Here is a 16245-nt window from a genome sequence, read left to right as displayed (position 1 = left end):
AAGGCTTTCCCAATGCACCGGCTTGCGCCGGCATCCTAAGGCTTGCCTACACGATTACGGCGTCAATAAAAAGTCGGTGTGTGTGCGGCCGGAGATCTCAGTCCGGATCGTCGCTCTGTTCCTGCGAGCGCAGACCGACCGGACGCCCCAGGCCAGTCAGATTGCGGGCGCCGGTGAGGAGAACCTTGGCATATTCGGAGATCATCGTGCGCAGCGCATTCGGGTCGGTGAACCAGTTCTTGGTCTTCAAATCGGAATTGACAACCGGATAGGGAATGAAATCCGTCGCGGGATCGACATATTTCAGTTCCGCGAGGCTGCGGGGCATGTGGTAGTTGTTCGTCACCACCAGGACGCTCTTATAGCCCTTGGCGTGGATCCACTTTGCCGCTTCGCGTGCATTGCCGATCGTATCGATGGCGTCATAGCCGATGTCGACGCAGCAATTGAAGAGACCGACCGAGCTCTGCGTCAGCCTGCGGATCTGCGACGGCGTCGTGGTCGGATGTGCGCCAGATATCAGCAGCCGGTGGCCTGCGCCGGAGCGCAGCAATTCGACGGCCTGGTCGATCCGCTGATAGCCGCCCGTCAACACGACGATGGCGTCTGCCTTGGGCTCGAGCGGTGGCTTCAGCGTGGTGATCGAATCGGCAAAATGCAGGAAGCCGCCGAAAATGATGGCGGCGAGGAAGATGAAGGCGAAGCCGCCCCAACGCAGGAGACGCCGGAACAAGCTGCGACGCACAGGTCTATCGCTGCGGGATTGCTCCCGCATCGACTGCGAACTCACGGTCTTGCGAGTCGACAGATCCATGCTCATGATTCGGTACTATACGACAATTGCGGCAAGGAACGGGCTGACGGACAGCAAAAAATACTCACCGCGGCGTCAATTCTGCACACCGTCGGCCCTGCCGGGATCGGAACGGATCAGATCGATCTCGTAGATCGTGCGCATGACGGTGAAGCGCGCCGTGAGAGTCGTGAGCAGGGCGATGACGATCATGGTTGCGAGAATGCCGACATAGCCGAGCGCGCCTACGGAAAAAGTACCGAAAAGGGCGGTTGCCTGGTCGGTCTGCGGCGTGGCGATCGTGCGGCTCTGCAGGATGCCGGCGCTTGCGAAGAACAGGGCGGCAAGGCCGCTGCCGGCTGCCGACCCCTTCAGGCTGATCTTCAGGAAGTGCTTTTGAAATTCGGTTGCGACGAAGGTGCTCTCGGCACCGACGAAGTGCAATACCTCGACGATGTGGCGATTGCCCGAGAGCGCGCCGCGGGTGGCGAAGACCACGGTCAGCACCATGGCCGTGAAGACCAGCAGCAGCACGCCGGTGCCGATGAGGACTGTTGTGTGCGCCATCGACACCAGCCGATCGACCCAGGTGCGGTGGTCGTCCAGCGTCGCTTGCGAGATCTGCGCCTTGAGCAGGGCGCGCATCGCCTCGAAATCCGGCGGGTGCGTCTCGTCGATGGTGATGATGACGAGGCGGGGGACGGGCAATTCCTTAATGTCCAGGCCGGCGCCGAGCCATGGCTCGAGAAGACGCGCAGTTGCCGCCTCGTCGACGATCTGGCCGGACTTGGTGCCGACGAAGCTCAGCGCGATGTCGCGGGCGCTGACCAGTGCCTTCTCCATGTCGAGATTGTCGTCCGGCTTGATCTGGATGGTGATCTCGCGGGAAATCTGGCTCTCCCAGCTTGCCGCCGTCGCGCGCACCATGCTGACGGCGCCGAGCGTGAGGCAGGCGAGGAAGGCCATGATGGCGATGACGACGATCAGCGCGTTGCCCTGAATATTGGAGGACGGCACGATCGGCCCGGTGGGGCGCACGCGCATTTCCGGCCGCTTCCGCTCCGGCGGAGGAGCGGGGGGTGTTTGCTGCGACTGCGCAGCTTTGGCATTCGAGGCTTTCCTGCGGGGCGCGGGCTCAGTCATAGATATCGAGATGTCCTCCCGACAGAATCATGCGCCTAGCCTCGATCTGGTCCATCAGGCCGAGGTCGTGCGTGGCGATGACGACCGCAGTGCCGAGGCGATTGAGCTCCAGGAACAGGTTGAGCAGCCGTCGTGCCATCGGCGGATCGACATTGCCTGTCGGCTCGTCGGCGAGCAGGATTTCCGGGCGGTCGATGAGGGCGCGCGCAATGGCGGCGCGTTGCTTTTCGCCGCCTGACAGAACCGGCGGCAGTACGTTGATGCGCTCGCCGAGGCCGACCCATTTCAGCAGTTCCAGCACATCGGTACGATAGGAACTTTCATCCTTGCCGCGCACACGCAGCGGAAGGGCGACATTCTCGTAGGTCGTCAGATGGTCGAGCAGCCGGAAATCCTGAAAGACGATGCCGACGCGCCGGCGCAGGAGCGGCAGCTCGTTGCGCGGGATCGAGGAAATCTCCCGATCGAACATGCGGATCAGCCCACGGGTCGGCTGCAGCGACATGAAGAGCAGCCGCAGCAGAGTCGTCTTACCGGCGCCGGAAGGTCCGGTCAGGAACTGGAACGATTTTCTCGGAATGTCGAAGCTCAGGTCGCGGAGGATTTCCGGACCCATGCCGTAGCGCAAACCGACGTTCTCAAAGTGAATCAACGGGCAGTCCAGTCTTCCGCAGGGTTCAATCAGGCGACTTGTTAACCAATGGCATTAACAGCCGGTAAATTTTTCTGGAAAGGCGCCCCATTCATGGCGATCTTTGCGAAGCATTAACCATTAAAATTTACGACTGGGCAGGATTCGTTTCAATGCCCAGATTAGCAATGGGCGTCGAAACCATGTGGATCACCGCAAAGGGAGGTCATCATGGGCGCTTTTCGCCACCGGCAGCAGCAGGCGGGGCTGGTTTATGACCTCATTCCGCCCGAACCTGGGTCCGGTTCGGGTCAGTCGCGCCGTTTCGTGCCGAAGCAGGATATCATCGATGCCGAATTCGTGACCGTCATTGGCGGCCGCGGCAGGAGTGCTTCGGTCGTCAACATGCGCCACGACGGTCCCTCCGGATCGAAAGCGCCGTCACGGCCGAAGCGCGGGAATGTCCTCTCGCGAATCCTATCCGCTTTGCGTTTTGCCGAAGGCGTTTTGCAGCAGGCGTCGCGGCGCTGCTTCGTGGCGCTCATCGTCGCCCTTGCCGTGCTCGTCTTCGGACTTGCCGGCGGATTTTCCGGATTGTCCAGCGCACCGAACGAGGCGGCGGGCGAACCGCTGCAATTCTCGCATGTGACGCTGACACCGCGCGACGAGAACGGCATGCGCGTCCTGACACTGAATGGCATCATCGAGAATGCGAGCGGCGCCACCCTGTCGATACCATCGATGCGCGCCGATCTCTTTGCCGGCGACCAGCTGGTGCGAAGCGTCGTCGTCAATGCGCCGATGAACCGTCTCGGGCCGCATGAAAGCCGCGGATTTTCCACACGATTGCAGCATCCTGGTGGAAAAACGCCGGATGTTCGTCTTTCCTTCATGCCCTAGGGAGTGATGCCGAAAAGTGTAAGCTGTTTTCGGGCGACATCATGCTCTACCTGTTTGATTCGAGAGCGGATTCAGATTTTAGGTCGATTCGACCTAAAATCATCCGGCTCTAGGGGGTGTGTCAGGCTTGCCGATTGTGCTACGGGCTTGTGCTTGATCGGCGGCCGAGCGCCGCAGCAGCCATGGAGCATGCCAATCAATGCCTGTCGTACGCGGGAAGAACATCGAGCCGCTTTTCACTGCCGAGCAGATTGCCGAGCGCAATCATGCCATGGCGAAGGAAATCGCCAGCGGACCGACGAAGGATCTCCTCGTCATCGCCATCCTCAAGGGTTCGTTCATTTTTGCCGCCGACCTGTTGCGCGCGCTGCACGAGACGGGGCTGGCGCCGGAGGTCGAGTTCATCACCCTTTCGAGCTATGGCGCGGGCACGGTCTCCCAGGGCGTGCGCATCGTCAAGGACATCGACAGCGATGTGAGGGATCGCGACGTGCTGCTGATCGACGATATTCTGGAATCGGGCCGTACGCTGCGTTTTGCCAAGGAACTGCTCTATGAGCGCGGCGCCCGCAATGTGACGCTCGCCGTCCTGCTGGACAAGAGCGTCAAGCGCCAGGAGGAGCTGGAGGCCGATTATGTCGGCTTCGAATGCCCCGACTATTTCGTTGTCGGCTACGGTATGGACGTTGCCTATGCCTTCCGCGAACTGCCCTTCGTCGGCGTGGTCCTGGGCGACGCCACCCCGTAATCTACGTTAATGGGGGCAGTCGGCCCGGCTGTCCCATTCTGCTCCGGCGATGACGACTCATTAACCACGGAGCCTAATCGTCCCCCCGTCGTTTACCTATCGCAAACGGAATTCTGGTGATTTCTGTCGCGGAACATGATGGACCACGGAGCACAGACCATGGCAAAAATTCTGATTACGGAAGACGAGGACTCTCTTCGCACCTTTGTCGCCCGCGCCTTGCGCTTGGACGGCCACGAGACCGAAGAAGCGGCCGACGGCGCCGAAGGTCTGGAAAAGCTCAAGCAGGGCGGTTTCGACCTGCTTCTCTCGGATATCCGCATGCCGGTCATGGACGGCATCGAGCTCGCGCATCAGGCGCATTCGACCTGGCCTGGAATGAAGATCCTGCTGATGACCGGTTATGCCGAGCAGCGCGAGCGCGCCGACGACCTTATGGAAAAGATCGTCGATGTCGTGGCCAAGCCCTTTGCGCTGCCGGATATCCGCAAGGCCGTCGCCCGCGCATTGGCTGCTTGATCTGCGCTGCCTGTCTTATTGCCCCAGATTCAGCAAACGCTCCAGATAACGCCGTTCCTCGCTTAGCGAAGGATTGTTGCTCAGCCGCTCGCGAATGGCATCGAGGATTTCGCGGGCGCGTTGGGCGTCGATAATCTTCGGCACCATGTCTCCGTCCGGATTGTCCATAAAGTTGCCGTCGTTGTTGCGCGATCGGCCAAGCGGATCGCGGCCGTTCTGATTACCCTGGCCCGGTTGCCCCTGCAATTGGCCTTGGCCCTGCCCCTGCTGCTGCATCTGCGCCATAAGCTGGTTCATCATGTCACGGGTGCCCTTGCGCAAGGCGTCCAGCGCACGGGCTTGGCCCTGTACGGCGCCTTCGCCGTTGCCTTCGGTCAGCTGGCCGGATGCGCCCTTCATCTCCTGCTGAGCCTTGCCATAATTCTGGTTCGGCTTCATCCCCATTGAACCCAAGTTTTTCTGGAGTTCGCCGAGTTGCTTGGCGAGATCGTCCTGCTGCTGGCGCAGCTGCTTCAAGGCATCGCGCAGTTGGTCGGCCGTCATGCCGTCGGTGGGGTCGCTGTCCTTCTTGCCTTGCTGGTTCTGGCCCTGTTGCTGATCCTGATTTCGCTGCCCCATGTCCGGGCGCATCTGGTCACCGAGATTGGGCAGTGGCTGGTCCATCAGGCCATCGCCGTCCTCGTTGGAGTCGCCGCGCTGCATGCGGTCGCGCATAGCCTGATCGAACTTGAAGGTCTGATCCATCAGCTTCTGTTGATCGCGCATGATGCGGCCGAGCTTGTCCATCTGCTCTCGCATCTTGTCATTTGCTTGGTTCTGTTGCTGCTGCCCAGGTTGCGGCTTGCCGGCCTGGAGGCTGTTCATCAGCTGCTGCAGCTCGGATAGCATCTGCTGCGCTGCCTGGCGATTGCCGGAGCGGGCGAGGTTTTCGATCTGGTCCATCATGCGCTGCAGGTCCTGCTGGCGCAGAATATTGGCTGAACGCTGGTTGGGCTGGGCGGGCATGTTGCGCATGCGTTCGGCCAGTTCCTTCATGTAGGCGTCCATCGCCTTGCGCAGCTCGGCCGTCAGCTTCTTGATCTCGTCATCGGAGGCATTGCGCTGCAAGGCGTCGGAGAGCTTCTGCTGGGCATCCCGCAGCGCTTTTTCCGCATCGGTCAGCTGCGCGTCTTCCATGCCGAGCGCGATCTGCCAGAGATAGTCGGCCGTATCCTTCAGCGAGGCTTCGCTGCTGGCGAGCTTCATGCGCGTCAGGGCCGATCTGATCGCCAGATAGTTGCCGAGATCGGAAATGGTTTCTTCCGGCCGGACGGTCAGCGATTTATTGAGCTCGATCGCCTCCGGCATCTTGCGGGTATCGAGCGCGAAGACCTGGCGTTCCTCGGCGACGGCAGCGGCAAGCGGCTGGCTGAAATTGCGCGGCGGCAGCACCATCTCATAGGGCGCGCTGCGCCCGGTCTGCCCGGCGCCGTCCTTGGCGACCAGGGCGATGCGAACACGCTTGCCGGCAAGGGGATCCTGCGTCAGATCGTGGCTCGCCAGACCCTTGCCGTTGCGGCGGTCTCGGCGCGGAATGTCCAGCTTGAATTCCGGCAGGTCATAGAGCGGCGTCGCTGAGGGATCGGAATCGACGGGCAGGATCTCCGCATGGGCTTCCTCGACGCCGTAATCGTCCTTGACCCTGAAGCCGAGTTCCAACGCGCCGTTGGCGGTCGCGTGCGGAATGCCGTCAAACGTGATTTCCGGCGGCTTGTCGGAGATCACCTTGAACGACCAGGACTTGCCGTTGACCGTCAGTTCGCCACCCTTTTCGAGCTTGAGAACATGGGTGCGCGCAATCATTGCATCGGTGCTGGACGCGTTGGCGGCGTTATTGACCACCGGCTGCGCGACGGGCGGGGCCGCCGGTCCGCTACCGGCAGGGGCTTGATTGCCGGCATCGGCGACCTGTTCCGGAACCTCGGTGCCCTTGTCGGCGCCAGTTGCCTGGAACAACACTTTTTCATCCGTGGAGGCGCCCGTAACCCGCACCGTGAGTTCGGAGAATTGCGGCACGTTGAGATTGTCACTGGCATTGGCGACGTTGCCTGTGAGATAGATCGGCGCCTGGCCGGTGTAATAGGGCGGAGTGACCCAGGCGTCGACGCGGACATCCGGATTGCTTGATGCGGAGGCCGATGCCGTGAAGGCATCGCTCAGCGAGCCGCCGCCATTGGATCCGGAAAAGCTGAAGGCGGTCACCAGCAGCAAGGCCGGAATGGCACGCAGTGCGAAGCGGTCGTAACGCGCGATATCCGGCCTCGGCAGGCCCGCATCCAATGCGGCGATACGCTGCGCCATGCGGGTCTGATGCTCGCGCCAAAGTGCGCGGGCAAAGGGCGTGTCGAAAGCCGGCTCGTCCTCCTGCACGGCGACCGGCTGGTGCGCCAGACCATTGCGTTCCTCCAGCAGGCGGTCGGCCTCTCTGACACTCGGCCAGCGCAGACGGCGCAGCGGATAGAGGGAGATGGCGAAACCGACGGCGAAGACGGCGAGCAGCAGAAAGCGCAGGACATCGGGCGCGATGCGGAAAATGCCGAACCAGGCGGCTGAAAGGAAGAGAGCAATAATGGACGCCGGCAGCAGCAGCCCCGGCAGCAGCTGCTCGGAAACCAGCACGAGCCGAGCAAACAGACGCTTGACCGCAACCATGCGCGCCAGCGCCGGGCGGGTGGCGAAAGCGCCCTTCTTAGGGTTGCTGGGGCTGGTCATCGGTCCGGTTTTCTCCCGATCTGACGTTGATGGCTAGTTGCCCGTTGGAAATGGCCGGGCATCCCACACGCCCGCGCTCGCGGCGCCCGGCGAGACGCCATTCGAACAAAGATAACATTCTTTGTGGCGAAGACGAGGGCAAGGGGTGCCAAAGGCTGCTTTTTCATCGGACTTCGCTGAAACGTGATCGATCGGACAGGGACGGATGGGTCTGCCCTTGCTGCCCGAAATCCGCGAGCAAAGCCGATTATCCCTCGAGCCAGGCCGGGATGGAATCCAGCCCGATCAGCTCCTCATAGGTGCCGCGCGGGCGGACGATATGGAATTCGCCGCCCTTGACCAGCACTTCGGGAACCAGAAGCCGGCTGTTGTAGGTGCCGGCCTGCACGGCGCCATAGGCACCGCCGGAGCTGACGGCGAGGAGATCGCCGGGCTTCGGCATCGCCATTTCGCGGTCGAGCGCCAGATAGTCGCCCGTCTCGCAGACCGGGCCGACGACATCGGCCTTGATGCGTGGAGCATTGGCAGCGGTGATCGCGACCGGCCGGATCTCGTGATAGGCCTCGTAAAGCGTCGGGCGGATCAGATCGTTCATCGCGCCGTCGACGATGACGAAGCTCTTGTTGCCGCCATCCTTCACATAGATGACTTCCGTCACCAGAATGCCGGCATTACCGACGATCAGGCGGCCAGGCTCGGTGATGATCTTGCAGTTGAGGCCGCGCAGCTGGTTCTTGACGATCTGCGCATAGGCATCGGGCAAAGGCGGCGGATCGTTGTCGTCGCGATAGGGGATGCCGAGGCCGCCGCCGATGTCGACATGATGGATATCGTGGCCGTCGCCGCGCAGCGTTTCCACAAGATCGCGCAGCAGCTTGAAGGCATCGTCGAAAGGCTGCAGCTCGGTGATCTGGCTGCCGATATGCATGTCGATGCCGGTGGCATTGATGCCGGGCAGGCTGGCGGCTCGGGCATAGACGGCGCGGGCGCGCTCCCAGGAGATGCCGAACTTGTTTTCCTTCTTGCCGGTCGAGATCTTCGCATGCGTGCGGGCATCGACATCCGGGTTGATACGGAAGGAAACGGGCGCGATCTTGCCGGCGCGGACGGCGCGCTGGTTCAAAACTTCCAGCTCGGGCTCGGATTCGACGTTGAAGCAGTAGATGCCGGCTTCGAGCGCGACGTCCATTTCCTGCGCCGTCTTGCCGACGCCGGAGAACATGATGCGGTTTGCCGGGATTCCCGCAGCCAGGGCGCGGCGCAGCTCGCCGACGGAGACGACGTCAACACCGGCGCCGAGGCGGCCGAGCGTCTTCAGCACCGCCTGGTTGGAATTGGCCTTCATGGCGTAGCACACCATGGCATCGACATCGCTGAAGGCTTCGGAGAAGACGCGATAGTGGCGCTCGAGCGTCGCCGTCGAATAGACATAGAAAGGGGTGCCGACCGCCTTGGCGATCTCGGGAACCGGAACATCCTCGGCATAGAGGATGCCGTCGCGATACTGAAAATGGTTCACGATCGATGCCTATTTAGAGAAGCGGATCAAGGAAGAACTTCTTGTCCGGGCTGGGCTCTTTGGTCGGCTTGGAGACGTCGCCGCCCTTGGTCGCGTGAGCACTGGGCGGGTCGAGATCGCCTTTGCGGCCACATCCGACGACGGCAAGGCCGACGACCGAAAGCACGACGGTCAGGCGGATGATATGCGGCATGTTGATCTGCATCGAAATCCTCTTGGGCGACAAACGCGAAAGTCACCCTTCTTAGCGAAGTTTCCCGCGTTTGTGCACCCTGATTGTTTGGGTGCGTTTTCGTCAGTCTTTTCAGTTGCGGGCACGCCAGAAGGCGATCTGCTTGCGCACTTCCGAAGGCGCCGTGCCGCCGAAGCTCTTGCGGCTGGCAACCGAGGCTTCGACCGTCAGCACGTCGAAGATCTTGTCGGTGATCGAGGGATGGATTCCTTGCAGTTCTTCCAGCGACAGTTCGGCGAGCTCGCAGGACTTGCTTTCGGCAAGCGCCACGGCGCGTCCCGTCACATGATGGGCATCGCGGAAAGGCAGGCCTGCTTCGCGCACCAGCCAATCGGCAAGGTCGGTCGCGGTCGAATAGCCGGAGCCGGCGGCAGCCTTCATGCGGGCGGTGTTGATCGTCAGGTCGCGCACCATGCCGGTCATGGCGGCGATCGCCAGTTCCAGGCTTTCGGCGGCGTCGAAGACCTGTTCCTTATCTTCCTGCATGTCCTTGGAATAGGCGAGCGGCAGACCCTTCATGATGGTGAGCAGCGCTACCAGCGAGCCGTTGATGCGGCCGGTCTTGGCGCGCACCAGCTCCGCCGCATCCGGGTTCTTCTTCTGCGGCATGATGGAGGAGCCGGTGGAGAAGGCGTCGGACAGGCGCACGAAGCCGAATTGCGGCGTCGACCAGATGACGATTTCCTCGGCAAGGCGCGATAGGTGCATGCCTGATATGGCGGCGATCGACAGGAATTCGATGGCGAAATCGCGGTCGGAGACGGTGTCGATCGAGTTGCGGGTGGGCTCGCGGAAGCCGAGCGCCTTGGCCGTCATGTGGCGATCGATCGGGAAGCCGGTGCCGGCAAGCGCTGCGGCGCCGATCGGCGATTCGTCCATGTGTTCGATGGCGTGGCGCACGCGCGAGCGGTCGCGGCCGAACATTTCCACATAGGCCATGCAGTGATGGCCGAAGGTGACGGGCTGCGCCGTCTGCAGATGCGTGAAGCCGGGCATGACACTATCGGCATGTTCTTCGGCGCGGTCGAGGAAGGCTGCGATCAAACCAGTCAGCGCCTGCTCGCACTTCTGCAGCTCTTCCTTCACCCAGAGGCGGAAATCGAGCGCCACCTGGTCGTTGCGCGAACGGGCCGTGTGCAGCCGGCCGGCAGCCGGGCCGATCAAGGTGGCAAGCCGTGCCTCGACGTTCATGTGGATGTCTTCGAGGCGGCGGGAGAATTCGAAATTGCCGCTTTCAATCTCTGACAGGATCGTGTTCAGACCGTGAACGATCTTGTCTTTATCCTCGGTGGAAATGATGCCTTGATGGGCGAGCATGCCGGCATGCGCGATTGAGCCGCGGATATCCTGTGCAAACAGCTTCTTGTCGAAACCGATCGAGGCATTTATCTCCTCCATGATCGCCGCGGGGCCGGAGGCGAAACGCCCGCCCCACATCTGGTTGGAGGATTTGGTGTCCGTGCCGTCAGTCATGAGATGCCCACCTGGAGAATGAAATGACAGCAAAGAAGCCGTTCGGTCTGCCGTCCATGAAACTCGTTATGCTTGCCGCCGTCGCTGGGGTTATCGCCGGTGCGGCAGCGGTATACGTGAAGGAGGCAGGGTATGGCAATGGCATTGGTGAAACGGCCGCAGCCGATCAATGCGGGACTGCCAAGGATCGCGCCGCCGCTCTGACGCCCTTCACCAGGGGGCAGGTTGCCGCCATGAGCGTGCCGCCGGCGCCGATCTCGCTGAAGGATGTGTCCTTCAAGGGTTCCGACGGGCAGCCGCTTTCGATCGGCAGTTTTGCCGGCAAGACCGTGCTGTTGAACGTGTGGGCGACCTGGTGCGTGCCGTGCCGCGAGGAGATGCCGGCGCTGAATGCGCTAGAGAAGAGCGTCGGCAACGACAAGTTCGAGGTGGTCGCCGTCAACATCGACACGGGCGATGAGGAAAAGCCGAAAGCGTTCCGCACGGAATATACCATCGACAAGCTCGGCTATTACCGTGACAACACGATGGGCGTGTTCAATGTGCTGAAGAAGCAGGGATTGGCCTTCGGCCTGCCGGTGACGCTGCTGATCGACGACAAGGGCTGCCTGCTATCGGCGATGAACGGGCCGGCGGTATGGGATAGCGACGATGCGAAGAAGCTGGTGAAGGCGGCGGCCGGAATTTGATATTTCCCCCCTTCTCCCCTCGGGGAGAAGGTTCCCGTAAAGGCGGATGAGGGCCGTGCGTCGCATTCATATTCATCTACTGGGGGAACCGTGGCATTCCCGGTAATCCCCCTCACTCCGCGCTGTCGCGCGACCCTCTCCCCGTTGGGGCGAGGGTGTTTTACCGCGTCGGAACCGGCACTTCGCCGCGATAGTCGTAGAAGCCGCGGCCGGATTTGCGCCCGAGCCAGCCGGCTTCGACATATTTCACCAGCAGCGGGCAGGGGCGGTATTTCGAATCGGCGAGACCGTCGTGCAGCACCTGCATGATCGACAGGCAGGTGTCGAGGCCGATGAAGTCGGCGAGCTGCAACGGCCCCATCGGGTGATTGGCGCCGAGCCGCATGGCGGTGTCGATGGCATCGACGGTGCCGACGCCTTCATAGAGCGTGTAGATCGCCTCGTTGATCATCGGCAGCAGGATGCGGTTGACGATGAAGGCCGGGAAGTCCTCGGCGACGGTGATCGTTTTTTCCAGCGAGGTGACATATTCCCTGGCGGCGGAGAACGTCGATTCATCGGTGGCGATACCGCGCACCAATTCCACCAGCTTCATCACCGGAACCGGGTTCATGAAGTGAATGCCCATGAAGCGTTCGGGCCGGTCGGTGGCGGAGGCGAGGCGTGTGATCGACAGCGACGAGGTGTTGGTGGCGAGGAGTGCCTCGGGCTTCAGGATTGGGCAGATCTGCGCGTAGATCTTGCGCTTGACGCTTTCGTCCTCGGTCGCGGCCTCTATGGCGAGATCGACCTGGGCGAGATCGTTGAGGTCGTTCGATCCGGTGATGCGGGCAAGTGCGGCCTTTCGGTCCTCATCGCTGGTCTTGCCGGAGGTGACCTGTCGGGCAAGATTGCCGTTGATGGTGGCAAGCCCGCTTTCGATGCGATCCTGCGACAGATCGTAAATATGGACCTTGTAGCCGGCCATGGCGGATACGTGGGCGATGCCGCAACCCATCTGGCCGGCGCCGATAATACCGATCGTCTTCAGCGAACTCATTGCCAACTCCCCGGCGGCGCGCTCTTGGCGGTGCGCTATGTTTTACATCACAAATTTGCCGGGCTATTTCTAGCCCGGCAAGATTGATAGACCTATAAGAGACGATTTTCCAGTCTCTCGCAACTGCGAGAAGATCGATAGGCGCGTTCAAAGCGCCTTTTCGAGTTCCGGCAGTGCTTCGAAGAGGTCGGCGACGAGGCCGTAGTCGGCGATCTGGAAGATCGGGGCTTCCTCGTCCTTGTTGATGGCGACGATGACCTTCGAGTCCTTCATGCCGGCCAGATGCTGGATGGCGCCGGAAATGCCGCAGGCGATGTAGAGCTGCGGCGCAACCACCTTGCCCGTCTGGCCCACCTGCCAGTCGTTCGGCGCGTAGCCGGCATCGACGGCGGCGCGCGATGCGCCGACGGCGGCACCGAGCTTGTCGGCAACCGGCAGGATGACTTCGCGGAACTTCTCGGCCGAGCCGAGCGCGCGGCCGCCGGAGATGATGATCTTGGCAGACGTCAGCTCCGGACGGTCGGAACTCGACAGCGCATCGCCGACGAAGCTGGAAAGACCGGGGTTTGCAGCTGCCGAAATGCTTTCGATCGCGGCATTGCCGCTTGCGTCAGCTGCGGCAAAGGAGGCCGTGCGCACGGTGATCACCTTCTTCGCGTCGGTCGACTGCACGGTCTGGATGGCATTGCCGGCATAGATCGGCCGCTTGAAGGTATCGGAAGAGACCACTTCGATGATCTCGGAGACCTGGGCGACATCAAGCAGGGCGGCAACGCGCGGCAGGACGTTCTTGCCGACCGAGGTGGCCGCACCGATGATGGTGTCGTAGGAACCGGCCAGCGAAACGATCAGCGCTGCCAGAGGTTCGGCGAGATTGTTGGCAAGCGACGCATCCTCGGCAACCAGCACCTTGGAGACGCCTGAAAGCTTGGCAGCCTGCTCGCCGGCAGCCTTGGCGCCCGAGCCGGCGACGAGCACGTGGACGTCACCGCCGATCTTGGTCGCTGCCGTCAGTGTCTTGGCGGTCTGGTCGGAGAGGTGTGCATTGTCGTGATCAGCCAGAAGAAGAATGGCCATGATGTCTAACTCCTCGTTCGGACTGGTTTACAGGACGCCGGCTTCGGTCTTGAGCTTCTCGACGAGCTCGGCGACCGACTTGACCTTGACGCCCGCCTTGCGGCCACCAGGTTCTTCCGTCTTCAGGACCTTCAGGCGCGGCTCGGTCGACACGCCGAAATCGGCCGGCGTCTTCTTGTCGAGCGGCTTTTTCTTGGCCTTCATGATGTTCGGCAGCGAGGCATAGCGCGGCTCATTGAGGCGCAGGTCCGTGGTGACAACAGCCGGAAGCTTGATCTCGATGGTCTGCAGGCCGCCATCGACTTCGCGGGTGACCTGGGCCTTGCCGTCGCCGATCTCGATCTTCGAGGCGAAGGTTGCCTGCGCCGTGCCGAGAAGGGCAGCCAGCATCTGGCCGGTCTGGTTCGAATCGTCATCGATCGCCTGCTTGCCGACGATGATCAGGCCGGGCTGCTCCGCATCCGCGACACCTTTCAGGATCTTGGCAACGGCGAGCGGCTCGACGGCATCGTCGGTCTCGACCAGGATGGCGCGGTCGGCACCCATGGCAAGCGCCGTGCGCAGCGTCTCTTCAGCCTTGGCAGGCCCGATCGACACGACCACCACTTCTTCGGCCTTGCCGGCTTCCTTCAGCCGCAGCGCTTCCTCAACCGATATCTCGTCGAACGGGTTCATCGACATCTTGACGTTGGCAAGCTCAACGCCCGAACCATCCGGCTTCACGCGGATCTTGACGTTGTAATCAACTACCCGCTTCACGGGGACGAGAATCTTCATGAGGTCCTTCCTTCAACACTGCGCTCCAGACCATGGCCTGTTCAGCGCCGCTCCGTTTGTCGAATGGCGACATGGATACGCGTTTTTTTCCCAATTACAACGCTTCCATGCCGCAGACAGGCAAATTGCTTTAGGGGTGTAAATAACGTTTACGTTAACGTCAATAAAAATGCGCCCCGAGTGTGGGAAACGTCCCGCTACCGATTCTTGCCGGGAACCCAGAGCACATCGGCCCGCCCATGGTCGTTGGCATGACGCGCGGCAACGAAGAGGAAATCGGACAGCCGGTTGACATATTTCAGCGCCGCCGGGCTGACGCGCTCGCCCTCGCTGCGGGACAGCGCCACCATGAGGCGTTCGGCGCGCCGCGCGATTGTCCGGGCGAGGTGCAGATGGGCGGACGCAGGGCGGCCGGCGGGGAGAACGAAGGACTTCAGCGGCTCGAGATCGGCGTTGAGTGCATCTATGTCGTGTTCGAGGCGTTCGACCTGATGATCGACAATGCGCAGCGGTTCGTAGGCCGGCGGCTCATCCGTTTCCGGCGTCGAAAGATCGGCGCCGAGATCGAAGAGATCGTTCTGGATGCGCATCAGCATGGCGTCGAGATCGGGCATATCGGCCGTGTGCAGCCGGGCGACGCCGATCGCGGAATTGGTTTCGTCGACGGTGCCGTAGCTTTCGACGCGCAGATCGTGCTTCAGCCGCCTCGGGCCGGCGACGAGGCCAGTCGTGCCGTCATCGCCGGTCTTGGTGTAGATCTTGTTGAGCTTGACCATCGTCTTCCTGTTGTCAGGCGGGGCGCCCGCCGCCCGTCAGCCAGAGCGTGAGCATGATCAGAATGACTGCGATCGCCTGCAGCAGGACGCGCAGCTGCATCAGCCGGTTCGAACGGTTGGGATTATCGCCTTTCATCATGTTCAGCAGGCCGCGAACGAGAACGATCGCGACGAGACCCATGACGATGACGGCGGCGATATAAGTAACGGTCGACATGGCTCCTCCATCCTTGTCTTCAGAGCAGTTCAGCCTTTCCTGGGCTCTCCGATCCGCTCTTTCTCATTATTCTTCCGCAATCCCAGGAAAACCGCTCAGCGCTTTTCCTGGGATTGCTCTAATCCAGCCGGCGCATCAGACGATAGAAAAGGTTAGCCGGCAATAGCCTTTTCAAGAGGACGCCCTGCTTGGCAGGGGTGGTTACAAGATAATGTGGACGCGGATTTTTCACATTCAAAGCCAATTTTAACACATCGTAGACCGCTTCGGGCCCCAATTTATGTTTACTGATCGGACCCGAGCCATCAAGCCGCCGCAGCTGCCGGCGGTATTCAGCGGCATGAGCCGAGCCTTCGAGGTCGATATGCTCGCGGATCTTTGCGAGCGCATTGGCGGTGAAGCGCGTCGCGATCGGGCCGGGTTCGATCAGGCTGACATGGATGCCGCTGTCCTGCAGCTCCATCCGGAGCGTGATCGTCAGACCTTCCAGCGCGAATTTCGAGGCCGTGTAGGCACCACGGAAGCGATAGGGAATGAGCCCGAGAATGGACGAGCAGTTGACGATGCGGCCATGCCCCTGCCTGCGCATCAGCGGAATGATCTGGCGCGTCAGTTCGTGCCAGCCGAAGAAGTTGGTCTCGAACTGCTCGCGCAGAACTTCGGTTGTGAGATCCTCGACGGCCCCTGGCTGACCGTAGGCGCCGTTGTTGAAGAGAGCGTCGATGCGGTCGCCCGTCCGTTCACGCAGCGTTGCCACGACGGACGAAATCGTCTCGGGTCGCGTATAATCCATGAGCAGCGCTTCAATGCCGTCGGCTTCGAGCGGGCCGAGGTCTTCCTCTCTGCGCACGGTTGCAAAAACGCGCCATCCGTCCGTCTGCAACGCCCGGGCACAGTGAGCGCCGATTCCGGACGAGCAACCAGTTAGCAGGATAATGCGTTGTTCTGTCATAGGATGTTT

The 16245-nt window shown here is 61.6% G+C and carries 17 protein-coding genes; 4 read left to right on the top strand and 13 right to left on the bottom strand.

Annotated features, from left to right (window positions below; all coding sequences use genetic code 11):
• Positions 1 to 97: 97 nt before the first annotated feature.
• From FHT28_RS24135 to ftsE, 3 genes are all read right to left on the bottom strand, one after another.
• Positions 98 to 775, bottom strand: a complete 678-nt coding sequence (locus FHT28_RS24135; protein WP_047554341.1) for a YdcF family protein — start codon at positions 773 to 775, stop codon at positions 98 to 100.
• 114 nt (positions 776 to 889) lie between these two features.
• The gene (locus FHT28_RS24130; RefSeq protein WP_186453452.1) at positions 890 to 1936 is read right to left on the bottom strand and encodes an ABC transporter permease; all 1047 of its coding nucleotides are present in this window, start codon (positions 1934 to 1936) and stop codon (positions 890 to 892) included.
• On the bottom strand, positions 1929 to 2588 hold the full coding sequence (ftsE, locus tag FHT28_RS24125) for a cell division ATP-binding protein FtsE (RefSeq protein WP_034511554.1): 660 nt from the start codon (positions 2586 to 2588) through the stop codon (positions 1929 to 1931). The genes FHT28_RS24130 and ftsE overlap by 8 nt, the downstream gene beginning before the upstream one ends.
• A 210-nt stretch (positions 2589 to 2798) precedes the next feature.
• Here ftsE and FHT28_RS24120 point away from each other — a divergent pair, with 210 nt between their 5' ends.
• The 3 genes from FHT28_RS24120 (at position 2799) to FHT28_RS24110 (ending at position 4734) form a co-directional block, all read left to right on the top strand.
• Positions 2799 to 3467, top strand: a complete 669-nt coding sequence (locus FHT28_RS24120; RefSeq protein WP_047553488.1) for a hypothetical protein — start codon at positions 2799 to 2801, stop codon at positions 3465 to 3467.
• A 199-nt stretch (positions 3468 to 3666) separates the two neighbouring features.
• Positions 3667 to 4215 (top strand): hypoxanthine phosphoribosyltransferase, encoded by a 549-nt coding sequence (gene hpt / locus FHT28_RS24115; protein WP_037196699.1) that lies wholly within the window; start codon positions 3667 to 3669, stop codon positions 4213 to 4215.
• Between the two features lie 159 nt (positions 4216 to 4374).
• Positions 4375 to 4734 carry a response regulator gene (locus tag FHT28_RS24110; protein WP_037196697.1) on the top strand — a complete coding sequence of 120 codons (360 nt, stop codon included), beginning with the start codon at positions 4375 to 4377 and terminating at the stop codon, positions 4732 to 4734.
• A gap of 15 nt (positions 4735 to 4749) precedes the next feature.
• On the opposite strand, the gene FHT28_RS24105 is transcribed toward FHT28_RS24110, so the two are convergent.
• The 4 genes from FHT28_RS24105 to argH all read right to left on the bottom strand — a co-directional run bounded on the left by FHT28_RS24105 (position 4750) and on the right by argH (position 10709).
• The gene (locus FHT28_RS24105; RefSeq protein ID WP_168597554.1) at positions 4750 to 7485 is read right to left on the bottom strand and encodes a TIGR02302 family protein; all 2736 of its coding nucleotides are present in this window, start codon (positions 7483 to 7485) and stop codon (positions 4750 to 4752) included.
• A gap of 247 nt (positions 7486 to 7732) precedes the next feature.
• On the bottom strand, positions 7733 to 9004 hold the full coding sequence (gene lysA / locus FHT28_RS24100) for a diaminopimelate decarboxylase (RefSeq protein WP_168597553.1): 1272 nt from the start codon (positions 9002 to 9004) through the stop codon (positions 7733 to 7735).
• A 13-nt stretch (positions 9005 to 9017) separates the two neighbouring features.
• Positions 9018 to 9209 (bottom strand): lipoprotein, encoded by a 192-nt coding sequence (locus tag FHT28_RS24095; RefSeq protein WP_037196915.1) that lies wholly within the window; start codon positions 9207 to 9209, stop codon positions 9018 to 9020.
• A gap of 99 nt (positions 9210 to 9308) precedes the next feature.
• A complete protein-coding gene (gene argH, locus FHT28_RS24090) occupies positions 9309 to 10709 on the bottom strand; it encodes an argininosuccinate lyase (protein ID WP_047553481.1) in 1401 nt (466 codons plus the stop codon).
• 23 nt (positions 10710 to 10732) lie between these two features.
• Here argH and FHT28_RS24085 point away from each other — a divergent pair, with 23 nt between their 5' ends.
• Positions 10733 to 11398 carry a TlpA disulfide reductase family protein gene (locus FHT28_RS24085; RefSeq protein WP_168597552.1) on the top strand — a complete coding sequence of 222 codons (666 nt, stop codon included), beginning with the start codon at positions 10733 to 10735 and terminating at the stop codon, positions 11396 to 11398.
• 160 nt (positions 11399 to 11558) lie between these two features.
• Here the strand turns inward: FHT28_RS24085 and FHT28_RS24080 are convergent, their stop codons facing one another.
• From FHT28_RS24080 to FHT28_RS24055, 6 genes are all read right to left on the bottom strand, one after another.
• Positions 11559 to 12437: a 3-hydroxybutyryl-CoA dehydrogenase gene (locus FHT28_RS24080; RefSeq protein ID WP_034511539.1), complete on the bottom strand. Its 879-nt coding sequence runs from the start codon at positions 12435 to 12437 to the stop codon at positions 11559 to 11561.
• Positions 12438 to 12584: 147 nt separating this feature from the next.
• Positions 12585 to 13514: an electron transfer flavoprotein subunit alpha/FixB family protein gene (locus FHT28_RS24075; RefSeq protein WP_037196690.1), complete on the bottom strand. Its 930-nt coding sequence runs from the start codon at positions 13512 to 13514 to the stop codon at positions 12585 to 12587.
• A 27-nt stretch (positions 13515 to 13541) separates the two neighbouring features.
• A complete protein-coding gene (locus FHT28_RS24070) occupies positions 13542 to 14291 on the bottom strand; it encodes an electron transfer flavoprotein subunit beta/FixA family protein (protein ID WP_112440333.1) in 750 nt (249 codons plus the stop codon).
• Between the two features lie 197 nt (positions 14292 to 14488).
• A complete protein-coding gene (locus FHT28_RS24065) occupies positions 14489 to 15067 on the bottom strand; it encodes a cob(I)yrinic acid a,c-diamide adenosyltransferase (protein WP_168597551.1) in 579 nt (192 codons plus the stop codon).
• Between the two features lie 13 nt (positions 15068 to 15080).
• Positions 15081 to 15284, bottom strand: coding sequence for a twin transmembrane helix small protein (locus FHT28_RS24060; protein WP_037196687.1), 204 nt, complete (start codon positions 15282 to 15284; stop codon positions 15081 to 15083).
• A gap of 118 nt (positions 15285 to 15402) precedes the next feature.
• Complete coding sequence (locus FHT28_RS24055; RefSeq protein WP_112440338.1) at positions 15403 to 16236, bottom strand: SDR family oxidoreductase; 834 nt, start codon at positions 16234 to 16236, stop codon at positions 15403 to 15405.
• Between the last annotated feature and the right edge of the window lie 9 nt (positions 16237 to 16245).

The organism is Rhizobium sp. SG570 (assembly GCF_012275345.1).
Taxonomy (GTDB): domain Bacteria; phylum Pseudomonadota; class Alphaproteobacteria; order Rhizobiales; family Rhizobiaceae; genus Rhizobium; species Rhizobium lusitanum.
Note: the sequence above shows the minus strand (reverse complement) of the source record. Positions and strands in the feature narration are given on the sequence as shown.

Excerpts from the sequence above, each read along its gene's own strand:
- FHT28_RS24075 (WP_037196690.1), bottom strand. The coding sequence starts at position 13,514 with ATGGCCATTCTTCTTCTGGCTGATCACGACAATGCACACCTCTCCGAC.
- FHT28_RS24130 (WP_186453452.1), bottom strand. The coding sequence starts at position 1,936 with ATGACTGAGCCCGCGCCCCGCAGGAAAGCCTCGAATGCCAAAGCTGCG.
- FHT28_RS24055 (WP_112440338.1), bottom strand. The coding sequence starts at position 16,236 with ATGACAGAACAACGCATTATCCTGCTAACTGGTTGCTCGTCCGGAATC.
- FHT28_RS24135 (WP_047554341.1), bottom strand. The coding sequence starts at position 775 with ATGCGGGAGCAATCCCGCAGCGATAGACCTGTGCGTCGCAGCTTGTTC.
- FHT28_RS24110 (WP_037196697.1), top strand. The coding sequence starts at position 4,375 with ATGGCAAAAATTCTGATTACGGAAGACGAGGACTCTCTTCGCACCTTT.
- FHT28_RS24120 (WP_047553488.1), top strand. The coding sequence starts at position 2,799 with ATGGGCGCTTTTCGCCACCGGCAGCAGCAGGCGGGGCTGGTTTATGAC.
- FHT28_RS24085 (WP_168597552.1), top strand. The coding sequence starts at position 10,733 with ATGACAGCAAAGAAGCCGTTCGGTCTGCCGTCCATGAAACTCGTTATG.
- argH (WP_047553481.1), bottom strand. The coding sequence starts at position 10,709 with ATGACTGACGGCACGGACACCAAATCCTCCAACCAGATGTGGGGCGGG.
- FHT28_RS24070 (WP_112440333.1), bottom strand. The coding sequence starts at position 14,291 with ATGAAGATTCTCGTCCCCGTGAAGCGGGTAGTTGATTACAACGTCAAG.
- FHT28_RS24105 (WP_168597554.1), bottom strand. The coding sequence starts at position 7,485 with ATGACCAGCCCCAGCAACCCTAAGAAGGGCGCTTTCGCCACCCGCCCG.
- FHT28_RS24065 (WP_168597551.1), bottom strand. The coding sequence starts at position 15,067 with ATGGTCAAGCTCAACAAGATCTACACCAAGACCGGCGATGACGGCACG.
- FHT28_RS24060 (WP_037196687.1), bottom strand. The coding sequence starts at position 15,284 with ATGTCGACCGTTACTTATATCGCCGCCGTCATCGTCATGGGTCTCGTC.
- FHT28_RS24080 (WP_034511539.1), bottom strand. The coding sequence starts at position 12,437 with ATGAGTTCGCTGAAGACGATCGGTATTATCGGCGCCGGCCAGATGGGT.
- FHT28_RS24095 (WP_037196915.1), bottom strand. The coding sequence starts at position 9,209 with ATGCAGATCAACATGCCGCATATCATCCGCCTGACCGTCGTGCTTTCG.
- hpt (WP_037196699.1), top strand. The coding sequence starts at position 3,667 with ATGCCTGTCGTACGCGGGAAGAACATCGAGCCGCTTTTCACTGCCGAG.